We start from the raw sequence: 13,829 nt of genomic DNA, 5'->3' as shown, positions 1-13,829 counted from the left end.
TTTGAAAGAAGCAGGACGACCCAGCAACCATCGGGTTGCCGGATCGGTCACTTTCGTAAGTATCTGAAAAGACGAATGAATGAGTGCCACTAGCCGGGCATTGAACGTTTACGCGGCTGTACGGTCCGGCAACGAAGGCGAAAGAACCGAAGGAACATCAACGATCTGGCTCAGCGACCACATTCTGAACCCGTCGACCGGGCACACCAAATGGAAGGAGCCAACAGTGAAATGCGGGCTCAAGCAAACCAGGCTCGCGATCAGGGCACCTCGATCGTCCAAACTGAAGCTAACAGCCGCTGTCACGAGTGTCGCCCCAAGGGAACGATGTGCCCTGGTTGTTGGTCTTTTTGGGTGACTGTTCTTCACCCCAAGGCCGGATGACGGCGCACTTGAGGCTGCTGAGCAAAAATCGCCCGGCCAGCAGAAGTCAGGCGCTCTCTAATGGTCGGTTTCTATCCGAAGGACGCTGTTTCGGCATTTCAGGCTGACCGGAAGAACTGTTTCCCTTGGAACCTTGCCGTCACAGCCGTCAATCATCTGAACCAGCAGCCTGGCAGCGGTGGCCCCTGCATCAAACTGTTCTATGCGCACTGTTGTGAGGCCAGGCGGAATGAGATCCAGGAACGGCATGTCGTTGAAGCCGGTGATGGAAATCTTGTCGGGGCACGGATGCCCGTTTCTGGCACAATAATCCATGGCCCCAAGGGCCAATCTGTCATTGGCGCACAGAATTGCGGTTGTCTCCGGTGACCGGCTCAATATCTCTTTCGCACAACGGCGGCCTTCCTCCTCCTCGAAACGGCAGGCTTCCTCGATGACAAGTGCATCGGCCGAAAATCCGTAGTCCCGGGCAACCGAGCAGAACGCTTCACGGCGCAGCAGCCCGGTCGACAAGTCCCGAGGTCCGGCAAGATGCGCAATTCGCCGGTGACCATGATCATGAAGATGATCAAAAATCATTCGTATCCCGGCTTCCTCGTCGTTGATCACATAAGGGATCTCGGCTTCTTCGACCTTTCGGTTCAGCGTGACAACCGGAAGACCCTGGCGCGCCGCTTCCACGATATTGGGATCGCTGCGCAACACAGCCGTATGGATTATGCCATCCACGCCGCGCTCCTGAAGCGTCTCGGTCAATCGGCGCTCCCGGTCACTGTCACCATCGGTGTTGACGATGATGGAAGCATAACCCAGCGGCTCCATCACACTTTCGATGCCGCGAACGATCGGCGGGAAAATCATGTTGGTGATATCCGGGATCATCACCCCGACCGTCATCGACTTCTGCTTGCGCAAACTGAAGGCAATCCGGTTGGGCCGATACCCCAGCCTGTCGGCCGCTTGACGGATCTTCACGACAATTTCTTCGGTCAGCGAACTGCGCTTTTGCGGATCAAGCGCACGGGAAACCGTGGAAACATGAACACCTGTTTCCCGGGCTATATCCTTCAGTGTCGGCCGTCGGCTCATCTTTGCGTCCTCCCACCCTCCATATAGCTGGATGGAGCCCTCTTCGCAATCGATTGCATAAAACTGTTGACACCTCGTTTGTGATCGTGTTACCGATTATGCAATCGATTGCAGAGATTTGGATTTCGCGTTCTGCGACTTGCCTGTAATGGGCACCGCACCGGTACGTGCGGCTCATTCATTGTGGCGAGGGCAAACCCGAAGCGGGTTGGACGCGCGAAAGATCTGTGCTTCGATTTGGGACAGTCAGCCTTGGGAGAGGCGTCGGCCCAACGCTCTGAAACACGACACGTGTTTCAGGCGCTATCGATGATTTGGGAGGGAGTCAGACTTTTCCTGTCCGACACATCCGGATCAGAGCGTGACGATTTTCGTCGCGCATATTATTGCGAATATCTGTGCAATCGATTGCACAATTAAATTCGATTGCTGAAATGCATGAGGTGATGTGAATGCCGCCCCGATCTCGAACGTGAGCAAGGGGCACGACGAATGGCTACGGTATGGTGCAAGGGCTTGGGAGGGCTCCACCGCAGATCTACCGAAAAGGATCTGATCTCATCTTCAGGGAGGAAAAAGATGAAACGCATTAATTGGACGGTGGCAGCTCTTGTGTCTGCCAGCATGCTTGCATCTGGCTATACCGGCATGGCTCAGGCGGCTGATCCGCTCAAGATCGGCGCCAGCCTGCCCTTGACCGGTGGTTTTTCAATTGCCGGACAAAAACACCAGCAAGGCTATGAACTGTGTGTCGATCTCATTAACGAGCGCGGCGGCATCATGGGGCGCCAGGTAGAGCTGCTTGTTTCCGATAACAGATCCGACCCGGCAACCGCCATCAACCAGTACGAACGCTTCATCAATGTCGACGGCGTGGAGGCGGTGTACGGAACCTTTTCCTCGCGTCTGTCCTTCCCTGTCGCCAGCATTCTGGCAAAGAACAACATGGTTCACCCGTTGCCGGCCGGTGGCGCCCTGCGCATCTATACGCAGGGTCACAAGAACATCTTCTATTTCCAGCCGAATGCCGCCGAATATGTCGGCGCTTCCCTCGCAGGCATCATCAAGGACCTGATCCCCGAGGGTGAAACACCCAAGACTGCGGCCGTGATATCCGCGGACGACTTCTTCGCAAACGGTGTCTGGTCCGGTCTGATGGGCGAGAAGGTCATGGACCCGGCGGACGGCTCACTGGTGCGCGACCTCGCACCGGGATACCTTGCTGAAAACAACATCGAAGTCGTCTTTTCCGAGCGTTGGCCGGAAGAAGGTTTCAGCGACTGGCTCAACCTTGCCAATCAGGTGAAACGCTCCGGAGCGGAACTGATCATCGGACTGACAGCTTCCGCGGAAGAGGCGGTCCAGCTGACACGCGCACTCAAGACCGTCCGGGCGGAGCCGAAACTCGTCTATTTCAGCCAGGGAACACAGGCTGAATACCTGGAAGGCACCGGCTCAAGTGCAGAAGGCGTTCTGGTTCATACCTCCTGGCACAAGGATGCGCCGTTTCAGTCGACGCTGGCCGGCGAACCGTTTTCCAACAGCGACTTCGTCGCCTCCTATCAGGAAAAATTCGGGGCGGTTCCCGATGAAGACGCTGCCATTCCCTTCGCTGTCTGCCAGGGCATCGAGCAGGCAATTCTCGGTGCCGGTTCAACCGACAATGAAGCCATGGGCAAATGGTTGTCGGAACGCACCAGGGACGAGCCGGTTCGCACGATCCTCGGTCGGTTCAACTGGGATGAACTGGGGCTGCCTGCAGACAAGCCGTTCCTGATGACCCAGTGGAACGATGGCGAACTGCAGTTTGTCTATCCGACGGACGAGTTTGAAGGCGTCAGCGCCCTCACCTACCCGAAGGGTTCGTTCTGACGGATCGAACCGGTCCCGGGCGCGTGGCGCCCGGGAAGCTCTCCTGACATTCCAAGCGCAAAGCGAGTTCCCATGCTCGAAATAGATAACCTGTCCAAGCATTTTGGCGGGATCCGCGCAGTCGACGGCTGTTCGTTCACCGTTCCCAAAGGCAGCATCACGGCCCTGATCGGCCCGAATGGCGCGGGCAAGACCACCGCCTTCAACTGCATAAGCCGGACAACCGAACCCTCGGCCGGCAAGGTTCTTCTTGAGGGCCAACGCATCGAACATCTGCGGCCGCACAAGATCACCCGCATGGGCCTGAGCCGCACGTTCCAGATCAGCCGAAACCTGGCGGACATGACGGTTCTGGAAAACGTCATCTGCCAATCCAGGATCGGCGGCTGGCGGGATCTTTTCAAACCCGCCCTTGGTGCGGAAGAAGTCGAAAAGGCGATGGAAATCCTCGACTTCCTCGGCATTACGCGGATCGCCTACGAGGACGGTTCCAACCTGTCCTACGGACAGAAGAAACTGATGGATCTGGCAGCGCTCCTGATGAGCGATCCCAAGATCATTCTGCTCGATGAACCTGCTGGCGGGGTCAATCCGACGCTGCTTGAGGAAATCATCGGCCACATACAAAAGCTGAACGAACAGGGCCTGACGGTGCTCATCGTGGAGCACAACATGGACCTCATCATGCGCCTGTCTCACAAGATCGTGGTGATGGCCCAGGGCAAGGTCATTGCTGATGGCAAGCCCGAGGAAGTTCGCGAAAATCCTGCTGTTCTCGACGCCTATCTTGGTGGCGTTCTGGAGGAGGCTGCGTAATGAGCGAACTTCTCCACGTTTCCAATGTGACTGCCGGTTACGGCGACGGCCCGGCAATTCTGGACGGAGCCGAGCTTCGTGTCGAACCCGGCAAGGTCCACTGCATCATCGGTCCGAACGGCGCCGGCAAGTCCACTTTGCTGAAGGCCATCTGCGGCATGCTCAAGGTGCGCAACGGCGACGTTCTCTACAAGGGCGAAAGCCTAAAGGGCCTTCGCCCGGACCAGGTGCTTCGAAAGGGAATTTGTTTCGTTCCCCAGGAGCGCGCGCTGTTCCCGAAAATGACCGTGCGGGAAAACATGCGCATGGGCGGTTTTTCCATGGGCGACAAATCCGGTCTGGAAAAACGCATCGACGAGATCGAGGAGCTCTTCCCGATCCTGAAGGAGCGCCGCGACCAGCACGCAGGCACGATGTCTGGAGGTCAGCAACAGACCCTGGCCATGGCCCGCACGATGATCCTGAAGCCGGACATTGTCATGCTGGATGAACCGTCGCTCGGACTGGCGCCAAAGATCGTCCAGGAAATGTTTTCAATCATGAAGATGATGGCCGCAGAAGGCATCACGATCCTTCTTGTTGAGCAGAACGCCTTGATGGGGTTGAAGAATTCCGACCAGGGCGTCGTTCTGGACCTGGGACGCACCCTGTTTTCCGGTCCTGCGGACGACGTCCTGCGCGACCCGCGGATACAGGACCTTTATCTCGGCGGCAAGAAGGCAGCCTGAGGAGGGCAACCATGGCTGATATTATTCAAACTCTCATTCTGGGCCTTGCTCTTGGTGGTGTGTTCGCCCTCATGGGATCCGGGCTCAGTCTCGTATTCGGTGTCATGCGCATCGTAAACCTGGCGCATCCGGTGCTGATCATCGCCGGCGCTTACGTCGCCTACTGGGGTTTCCGGCTGTATGGCATCGACCCCTTGATGATGCTGCCCGTGGCGATCGTCATTCTGGCCGCCATAGGTGTGGTGCTTTACAAGCTGGTTTTCGAACGGGAAGCACGCTCGGCCAAATATTCGGAAATGACGGTCCTGCTCACCTTCGCAATCGCGATGGTTGTCGAAGGGGCACTGGGAGGGTTCTTCTCGAACACCCAGCGTGTGACGTCTCCGGACTACGCGACCGATGCGATCTTTATCGGTGATGTCTTCATTCCGACCGGCCAGCTTTATGCGGGCATTCTGTCGCTGATCATCATTTCCGTGCTGGCGCTTTTCCTGAAGTATTCCAGTTTCGGCTACGCCATCCGCGCAACCACCCAGAACCGCGAAGCGGCTGAACTGCTGGGCGTGAATGTCAACCGCGTTGCCCTGGTCAGCTTCGCAATCGGCATTGGTCTCGCCGGGGCTGCTGGCTGCCTTGTCTCCTTCGTCTTCTCGTTCTTTCCGGCAAAACACTGGGAGTGGATCGCGGTCCTCATGTCCCTGGTGGTTCTCGGCGGCATGGGCTCGCTGCTCGGCACGGTCGTCGCATCCTTCCTGTTGAGCGTGATTGCCGCCTTCGTCGGCACCTATGTCGGAGCGACATGGTCGACCATGACCTTCTTTCTCGCCCTGTTTCTCATCCTTCTCGTTCGGCCCCAGGGGCTGTTCGGTGAAAAACCGGAGCTTGCATAATGTCCCTTGCTTTCAACGAGACGTCCAACGTTCTGCAGGCCCGGGCCGAGCACAACGAAAAGCTTGCACGGCGCGCCGACAGGACACGGGCCACCTGGTTTCCGATCGTCCTTCTGGCCCTCTTGCTGGCGGTTCCGGCACTGCAATTTGTCGGCAACTTCAACTATGTGATCCACCTCATCCTGTTCACGGCCTGCTATGCGGTCATGGCATCGGGCTGGAACATTCTTGGCGGTTTCACCGGTTACATCTCGCTGGGACACAACGTCTTCTTCTGCATTGGCGGCTACTTTGCCGGAATGCTGCTGGCACGCTTCGGCATTTCGACGCTTTTGACGGCACCTCTGGCAGGCCTCGTTTGCGCTGCTGTCGGCTATCTGATCGGTCGTATCACGCTCAAAACGCGCGGGCCGAGCTTCATCATTTCCTCGCTGGCGCTGGTGATGATTGCCCGCATCCTGTTTGACAACTGGCACTTTGTCGGTGGGGCCAATGGCGTCGCCCTACCTGCCAACGACCTCAGTGTGGAATGGGCCAAGCTGCCGTATTACTACGCCTTCGTCGTTCTGGCGGCGCTGACCGTCTTCATCAGCTACAAGATCAAGCATTCGAAATTCGGCCTCGGGCTGCGCGCCATTTCGAAGGACGAGATCAAGGCCGAGAGCGCAGGGATCGATACTCGCACCTACAAGACGCTCGCCTTCGCCATCTCGGCAGCCTTTGTCGGCATGGCAGGCGCTATCTGGGGTGAATATCTCACCTACATCCGTCCAAACATCTTCCTGATCATTCTTGTCAGCGTGAACATGGTTCTGATGTGCATTCTCGGCGGCAAGGGCACGATCGCGGGCCCGGTCATCGGCGCCGTCCTGATTGTCGCCTTCAACGAAATCTTCGTCGCAACGCTTGGCTCTTCGGAATTCAACATCCTGGCAACCGGCCTGATCATGGCGCTGGCGCTGATGTTCTTTCCCCTCGGCATCGTCGGAACCCTGGCAGCGAAACACCGCCTGCCCCGCTTCCTGAACTGGGACTGAGAGAAAGGCTCTACCGATGGGTTTCGTACTTTACAACGCGCCTCAATCCACCTGCTCGCAGCGTGTGCGTTTCTGCCTTCACGCAAAGGGACAGGCATTTGAAGAAAGAAAACTGGACCTCTTCAGTGGCGACCAGCTCAAGCCGGATTATCTGGCGATCAACCCCAATGGCGTGGTTCCGACCCTCGTGCATGACGGGGTCCCCGTGACCGATAGCGCCGTCATCATGGAGTATCTGGAAGACATATTGCCGGACACATCCCCGATGCGGCCGTCTGCTCCTCATGAGAGTGCAAGGATGCGGGCGATGTTGCGCTTCATCGATGAAGTGCCGACACCGGCGATCCGCGTGCCATCCTATAATCTTGCCTTCCTGCCGCATTTTCAGGCCATGAGCGCAGAGGAATTTCAGGCGCTTTGCGACAGCAAGCCGTTGCGCCGCGAGTTTCTCATGAAAATGGGCCGCACCGGTTTTCCGAAGGCTGACATGGACGAGGCGCAGGGACGCCTGGACAGGGGCGTGGACCGGATGAACCAGTGGCTGCTGGAAGGAGGTGGCCCCTGGATCATGGGACAGACCCTCACCTATGCCGATATCGCCATCATGCCGGTCATTGTGCGCATGGACGACATCAACCTGGGCGATGCCTGGGCAGACAAGCCCATGGTCGCGGCATGGCTGGATAACATTCGCAAGGAGCCCGCCTTCAGGGCCACCTATTACCACGGCTCCTTGCTCACCGAAAAATACCCGCACCTGAAAGCAGCCAGGGTCGACCAGGCCTTACATGCGACAGCGGTGTCCACCTGAGGGAACGTCATGGACAGCTACGTTACGACCACAAGACTGATCAGCAAGGAAGAGGATGTCACCCCTGCCGTTCTGGCGGCCATGGAGGCGACATCGGATCCGCGTTTCAAGGAAATCATCACTTCTCTCGTCCGGCACCTGCATGCCTTTCTGCGGGAGGTTCGTCCGACCGAAGCCGAATATGAAAAAGGCCTGCAGATCCTCAATGCCATAGGCCAGCAGACCGACAACGCCCACAACGAAGCGGTTCTCATCTGCGACGTTCTCGGCGCCTCGACACTCATCGATCTCATCAACAATGACGGCATGCAGGGCGAGACGATGTCAGCCTTGCTTGGCCCCTTCTATCGGGGATCTGCACCTGTCTGCGAGTTTGGCGACACCATCGCACGGTCGACCACATCGGGAGACCCGCTGGTTCTGAAGGGCCGTGTACTGGACGTGAATGGTGAACCCATTGCCGGGGCAACGCTTGATGTTTGGCAGGCATCCCCGGATGGACTTTACGAGAACCAGGACAAGGACCAGGCCGACTTCAATCTGCGTGGCAAATTTGTTTCGGACGAAAACGGCAACTATCTCATCCGCACGGTGAAACCGGCCGGGTACCCGGTCCCCGTTCACACCACCACGGGAGACCTGTTGAGGGCACAGAAGCGGACACCCATGCGTCCGGCGCATGTCCATTTCATAGTGTCCGCCCCTGAACACAAGACACTCATCACCCAGATTTTCGCCGATACGGACGAAGCGATGGTGAACGACGTTGTGTTCGGTGCGAAGGAACAGATCGCGGGTGATCTGGAACTCCGGGAAACACCTTCAGCCGAATATCCCGACGTTGCCGCCCCCTTCTACACCTGCACCTACGACTTCATCCTGAAGCCAGGCGAACCCCGTTTCCCCGAACCGCCGATCAAGGGGAAAGTGTCTTGAGCCAGTCATTGAAAGGGAAAGTCGCCGTTGTCATCGGCGGCTCCGGCGGAATAGGCGCAGCATCTGCCAAACTGTTCGCAGAGGCGGGCGCGCGTGTCGTCGTCGGATATCGCTCCAGCGAAGACAAGGCACAGGCAGTCGTCATGGCACTCGAAGGCGACGGCCATCTTGCGCTGAAAGTCGATGTCATCGACACGCCAAGCATTGAGGCCTTCAAGGAGGAAATCGCGAGCAGAGTTGGGCGGGTCGACATTCTCGTGAATTCGGCGGGTACCACGACGCCGGTCGCTCACAAGGATCTGGATGGACTGACGGACACCATCATCGATGAGGTTTTCGCCTCCAATTTCCGGGGGGTGTTCGCGTCCATTCGCGCCTTTGCCTCCCTGCTCAAGGCGAGCGGCGCTGGTGTCGTCATCAACGTGTCCTCGATCGCGGCCTTCAAGGGGTTCGGTTCTTCCATCGCCTACTGCGGCGCCAAGGCGGCACTCGATTCGATGACCCATACGCTTGGCCTGGCACTTGGACCGGAAATCCGGATCCTCTCCGTGTCTCCAGGAATGGTTGCGACGGATTTTGTTCCAGGCAGAACACGGGAACAGGTCGAAAAGGCAGGTGCAGCGACCCCATTGCAAAAGGTTGTCGAAGCCGAGGATGTCGGCAAGGCGATCTTTGCGTCCGTTGCCTACCTCACCCACTCCACGGGTACGCGCATCGTTGTCGATGCCGGGCGGGGGCTTTGAACCATGGTGCATAAAACCATCATCACCTGCGCCGTGACAGGAAACCTGACCACCCGCGACCAGCACCCTGACCTGCCGGCAACGCCTCAGGAGATCGCCGATGCGTGCCTTGAGGCTGCCGAAGCCGGCGCCGCAATTGCCCACATTCACGTGCGGAATCCGGAGACGGCCAAGCCATCGATGGAGATCGGCCTTTATGAAGACGTTGTCAGGCTGATCAGGCAGAAGAACACTGATCTGATCCTCAACCTGACGACAGGTCCAGGCGGCCGTTTCGTCCCCTCCGATGACGATCCTTCGGTCGCCGGCCCGGGAACGACGATCCTGCCTCCCGAAAAACGGGTGGAACATATCGCAAGGATCCGTCCGGACATCTGCACACTGGATTTCAACACGATGAATTCAGGTGCGCAGGTGGTCATCAACACACCTCGGAATGTGCGCGTGATGGCTGAAGTCATCCGCGACAGCGGTGTGAAACCGGAACTGGAACTGTTCGACACCGGCGACATCGTCATGGCCAACGATTTTCTGAAGGCCGGACATATCGAAGGTCCCGCCATGTGTTCGCTTGTAACGGGCGTGAAATACGGCCTGCCTTCAACTCCGGATGCCATGTCCATGGCTTCCCGAATGTTGCAGCCGGGCACGGCGTGGACCGGCTTCGGTGTCGGCCGATGGGCTTTTCCGATGCTGGTGCAAGCCTGGCTGCTGGGTGGCCACGTGCGCATTGGCATGGAGGACACCGTCTATATCGGCAAGGGCAAACGGACAAAGGGCAATGGCGAACTGACCGCCAGAGCCCGTGACTTCATTGAGAAACTGGGAGGCGAAATCGCCACTGCAGGCGAAGCCAGGCAAATGCTTGGACTCCAGCAGTAAGCGCGCCGCAACAAAGTGAAAAGGACGGGGACAAGAGCCATGAACGTTCAAAGCAAGACAGTCACCGGCAAGGCCCTTTGGGTGACGGAAAAGTCGCCGGATCTGGACAATCTTCTGATCGACGTGATCGAACCGGCAATACCACAGCACGGGCCGGGTCAGGTCTTGGTTGAAATCAGGGCAGCTGGTGTAAATCCTTCAGACGTGAAGGCGTCTCTCGGCCATATGCCGCATGCGGTTTGGCCAAGAGTTCCCGGTCGCGATTTTGCAGGCGTTGTAGTTGATGGACCAGCACATCTGATCGGCAAGGAAATCTGGGGAGGAGGCGGAGAACTCGGCATCACTCAAAACGGTTCTCACGCCAAGTATATGGCCTTGCCACAGGCCGCCGTACGCGAAAAACCGGTCAACTTCAGCATGGAAGAAGCCGGCTCGATCGGTGTTCCCTTCATAACCGCCTTTGAAGGTCTGCGGGAAGCTGGCGGCGTCCAGCCATGGGACAATGTCCTGGTTTGCGGGGCCAACGGCAAGGTCGGACAGGCTGCAATCCAGCTTGCGACGATGGCAGGTGCAACAGTGTTCGGTATCGAATACAAGCCCATGGAATTTCTCGGCCATAGTGCGCAAACCATCGAAATGTTCGACAGCTCTTCTCAGGACGTCGCTGACCTGGTTCGCGAAAAGACCGGGGGACGGGGCGCTGATATCGTCTTCAACACCGTCGGAAGCCCCTATTTCGAAATGGCCAACAAGGCGCTTGCAAAACAGGGGCGTCAGGTCTTCATCTCCACGTTCGACCGGGCGGTAGACTTCGACATCTTCACGTTTTTCCGCGGGCGTCACAAGTTCATCGGTATCGATACATTGGCGCTCGACAGTGTGTACGGCGCGAAGATCTTCGACGTGCTAAAGCCGAAGTTCGAGGCCGGTGTTCTGAAGCCTTTCCCGATCAATCCGGAAGCCGTCTACGGATTTGACGACGCCGCCAAGGCCTACGCTTCAGTTCTGCGTGCAACGCCTGAGCGGGTTATCCTCAAGCCTTAGAAGAAAACGCACATGCAGGTAACCCGCATTGACAGCGCGCAGCAATATGAGGCGCCGGAACACTATGCGATGGCGTGCCTTCGTCTTCAGGGAAAGGAGGCAACGTCAACGCACTCTATGTGGGTAGGACTGTCCCATCTACTTCCTGGAGGCCACACGTCTCTCAAGGCGTCCCCACAAGAAAAGATCTATGTGGTCATTTCCGGCCAGGTCACCATCACCAATGGAAATGAAGTGGTGACCCTTGGACCACTGGATTCCTGCGTTCTATCTCCAAATGAACCAAGAGCTCTCGAAAACAGGACAAACCAACCGGCCACCATCCTTCTGGCGATGGAGGAAACAGTCAAAAGTCTCTAGAAGGCCTTTGGGTTAACCGGTCGTGGCTCTTGTTTCGGTGACCTGTCAGGTTGGTGTCTGTGTGAACAGGCTTTTTATTTGGGCCTGTCACCGGCTTTGAGAGTATTCTGCCCCGCTGCGTCGTTCTTCCGCCCTGCCCCCGCTGTGATCCAACAAAAAAGGCCGCCCTTTTTGGACGGCCTTTTTGTTTATTTGGTTGCGGGAGCAGGCTTTGAGCGTTTTTTGGCCTTGGGCGTCGGGCATAGCGCTTTTTGTGGGAGCGCTGGTCAGTTTAAAATCTGTATCCGTTACCGAATACGACAAAGGCCGCCCTTTTTGGGCGGCCTTTTGTTTATTTGGTTGCGGGAGCACGCAACCATGTTGACCTACTGGGCAAGAATGATGGTGAGAAAAATAAGTTGGTTGCGGGGGTTCGCAACCAACTTAACTCGCTCTTGAATGCCCATGATTTCTCGGCGTGGCGTTACGACCCTTGAGATTTGAACTAAACAAGAAAATCGAACTGGGAGTTGTTTTCGCCGTCATGCCGGGTCCTGAGGAGACCCGACATGAAGTACGAGTTTCAGAGACGAACAGTTAAAACCCCGCCCCCGTTCTCGCTACGTCTGACCTTCGAAGAACGGGCGAAACTGGACGCTGCCGCGAATGGCGTGCCACTCGGGGCGTATATTAGAGCCATCTTATTTGACGAGGAGCTTCCGAAAGTCCGGCGGCGGAGCACCAATCCGGTCAAAGACCATGAAGCCCTTGGCCGCGTGCTGGCGGCACTGGGCGGCTCGCATCTTTCCTCCAACCTCAATCAGCTCGCCCGCGCGGTGAATACAGGCACTTTGCCTGTCCACCCTGAAATCGAGGCGGAACTGCGGGAAGCTTGTGCCGATATCGCGCAAATGCGCGCGGCGTTGATTGAGGCGCTTGGCCTGGATGGAGGCTGCCCATGATCCTCAAGGGCAATGAGCGCGGCAATGCAAAGGAACTTGCCAACCACCTGATGATGGGCGTGGAGAACGAACATATCGAGCTGCATGAGCTGCGCGGCTTTATCAGCGACGATCTGCACGGGGCTATGCAGGAAAGCACCGCCATTGCCAAAGGTACGCGCTGCAAAAACCATCTCTTCTCGCTCAGCCTGAGCCCGCCGCAAAACGAAGACGTACCTGTTGAGGTTTTCGAAGCTGCCATTGGCCGGATCGAAGGCGAGCTTGGCCTGGATGGTCAGCCGCGCGCCATCGTCTTTCATGAGAAAGAAGGCCGCCGTCACGCCCATGCGGTCTGGAGCCGGATTAACAGCGATGAAATGAAAGCGGTCAACCTTTCCCACTACAAGCGCAGGCTGAACGGCATCGCCCATGATCTCTATCTTGAGCATGGCTGGGCGTTGCCGGACGGTTTCAAGCATGGCCGAAACCGCGATCCGCTCAGTTTTACCCGCGAAGAATGGCAGCAAGCAAAGCGCACAAAGCAAGACCCGAAAGCCATCAAACAGATGCTCCAGCACTGTTGGAAGTCCTCTGACTCCCGGCAATCCTTCGAGGCGGCTCTGCGCCAGCAAGGCTATTTCCTAGCCAAGGGTGATCGGCGGGGTTTTGTCGCCGTTGATTGGCGCGGAGAGGTCTATTCCCTGAGCCGGGCCACAGGCGCAAAGACCAAAGCTCTACAGGATCGGCTTGGCGATCCTAAAGAGCTGCAATCAACACAGACTGCCAAGGCCCATATTGCCGAGCGGATGACGCCGAAGCTCAAAGCCTGGGCAAAGGAAGAGGAAGCCCGCGCGCGCAAGCAAAACTTGGCTGCACAGTTCCAGCGCGAACAAATGGTGCAGCGGCACCGCAAGGCCAGAGCCCAGCTCAAAGCGCAGCAAGAGACGCGCTGGCTGGAAGAAGAGCGCAAACGGGCTGAGCGTACCCCGAAGGGCATTCGCGGCCTATGGGGCTGGGTCACGGGCAAAAACCGGAAAATCCGCAAAGAGAACGAGGCGGAAATCGAACGGACGCGCCAGCGTGACCGCGCTGAAAAACACGTGACCATTCAACGCCAACTCACTGAACGCCGGGCTTTACAGCGCAAGATCGTGCAGGCCCGTGAAAAGCAACAAGCGCAGATCCGGGCGCTAAACCGCGATGTCGCGCACTTCATGGAAATGGGCGGCCAGCCGCCCCAGCATCAACGCAAAAACGCGGAAGCGCCGCGCTCTCGGCAGCGGGACCAGCGCGGGCCGGATTTTGAATTATAGTGGC

General features: G+C 57.6%; 14 protein-coding genes. 13 read left to right on the top strand and 1 reads right to left on the bottom strand.

Annotation, left to right across the window (positions count from 1 at the left end; genetic code table 11):
• Positions 1 to 441: 441 nt before the first annotated feature.
• A complete protein-coding gene (locus J7447_RS25515) occupies positions 442 to 1,473 on the bottom strand; it encodes a LacI family DNA-binding transcriptional regulator (RefSeq protein ID WP_152505457.1) in 1,032 nt (343 codons plus the stop codon).
• 579 nt (positions 1,474 to 2,052) lie between these two features.
• On the opposite strand from J7447_RS25515, the gene J7447_RS25510 reads away from it, so the two are divergent.
• From J7447_RS25510 to J7447_RS25450, 13 genes are all read left to right on the top strand, one after another.
• Entirely contained in the window at positions 2,053 to 3,345 is a 1,293-nt protein-coding gene (locus tag J7447_RS25510; RefSeq protein WP_023003759.1) for an amino acid ABC transporter substrate-binding protein, read from the top strand.
• A gap of 72 nt (positions 3,346 to 3,417) precedes the next feature.
• A complete protein-coding gene (locus J7447_RS25505; protein ID WP_023003760.1) occupies positions 3,418 to 4,161 on the top strand; it encodes an ABC transporter ATP-binding protein in 744 nt (247 codons plus the stop codon).
• Complete coding sequence (locus J7447_RS25500; protein WP_209171375.1) at positions 4,161 to 4,889, top strand: ABC transporter ATP-binding protein; 729 nt, start codon at positions 4,161 to 4,163, stop codon at positions 4,887 to 4,889. Before J7447_RS25505 ends, J7447_RS25500 begins: the two co-directional genes overlap by 1 nt.
• An 11-nt stretch (positions 4,890 to 4,900) precedes the next feature.
• Positions 4,901 to 5,779, top strand: a complete 879-nt coding sequence (locus J7447_RS25495) for a branched-chain amino acid ABC transporter permease (protein ID WP_023003762.1) — start codon at positions 4,901 to 4,903, stop codon at positions 5,777 to 5,779.
• A complete protein-coding gene (locus tag J7447_RS25490; RefSeq protein WP_023003763.1) occupies positions 5,779 to 6,816 on the top strand; it encodes a branched-chain amino acid ABC transporter permease in 1,038 nt (345 codons plus the stop codon). Before J7447_RS25495 ends, J7447_RS25490 begins: the two co-directional genes overlap by 1 nt.
• Positions 6,817 to 6,832: 16 nt before the next feature.
• Positions 6,833 to 7,627: a glutathione S-transferase family protein gene (locus J7447_RS25485; RefSeq protein WP_209171374.1), complete on the top strand. Its 795-nt coding sequence runs from the start codon at positions 6,833 to 6,835 to the stop codon at positions 7,625 to 7,627.
• A 9-nt stretch (positions 7,628 to 7,636) separates the two neighbouring features.
• The gene (locus J7447_RS25480) at positions 7,637 to 8,563 is read left to right on the top strand and encodes a dioxygenase (protein ID WP_023003765.1); all 927 of its coding nucleotides are present in this window, start codon (positions 7,637 to 7,639) and stop codon (positions 8,561 to 8,563) included.
• Positions 8,560 to 9,306 carry an SDR family oxidoreductase gene (locus J7447_RS25475; protein WP_209171373.1) on the top strand — a complete coding sequence of 249 codons (747 nt, stop codon included), beginning with the start codon at positions 8,560 to 8,562 and terminating at the stop codon, positions 9,304 to 9,306. Before J7447_RS25480 ends, J7447_RS25475 begins: the two co-directional genes overlap by 4 nt.
• Positions 9,307 to 9,309: 3 nt before the next feature.
• The gene (locus J7447_RS25470) at positions 9,310 to 10,188 is read left to right on the top strand and encodes a 3-keto-5-aminohexanoate cleavage protein (protein ID WP_209171372.1); all 879 of its coding nucleotides are present in this window, start codon (positions 9,310 to 9,312) and stop codon (positions 10,186 to 10,188) included.
• A 39-nt stretch (positions 10,189 to 10,227) separates the two neighbouring features.
• Positions 10,228 to 11,232 (top strand): zinc-binding alcohol dehydrogenase family protein, encoded by a 1,005-nt coding sequence (locus J7447_RS25465; protein ID WP_209171371.1) that lies wholly within the window; start codon positions 10,228 to 10,230, stop codon positions 11,230 to 11,232.
• A 12-nt stretch (positions 11,233 to 11,244) separates the two neighbouring features.
• On the top strand, positions 11,245 to 11,592 hold the full coding sequence (locus J7447_RS25460) for a cupin domain-containing protein (RefSeq protein WP_209171370.1): 348 nt from the start codon (positions 11,245 to 11,247) through the stop codon (positions 11,590 to 11,592).
• 548 nt (positions 11,593 to 12,140) lie between these two features.
• On the top strand, positions 12,141 to 12,533 hold the full coding sequence (locus J7447_RS25455; RefSeq protein ID WP_209171369.1) for a hypothetical protein: 393 nt from the start codon (positions 12,141 to 12,143) through the stop codon (positions 12,531 to 12,533).
• Positions 12,530 to 13,825, top strand: coding sequence for a relaxase (locus J7447_RS25450; protein WP_209171368.1), 1,296 nt, complete (start codon positions 12,530 to 12,532; stop codon positions 13,823 to 13,825). The genes J7447_RS25455 and J7447_RS25450 overlap by 4 nt, the downstream gene beginning before the upstream one ends.
• The last annotated feature ends 4 nt before the right edge of the window (positions 13,826 to 13,829 follow it).

This window comes from Labrenzia sp. R5_0, assembly GCF_017743835.1.
GTDB classification, from domain to species: Bacteria; Pseudomonadota; Alphaproteobacteria; order Rhizobiales; family Stappiaceae; genus Roseibium; species Roseibium algicola.
Note: the sequence above shows the minus strand (reverse complement) of the source record. Positions and strands in the feature narration are given on the sequence as shown.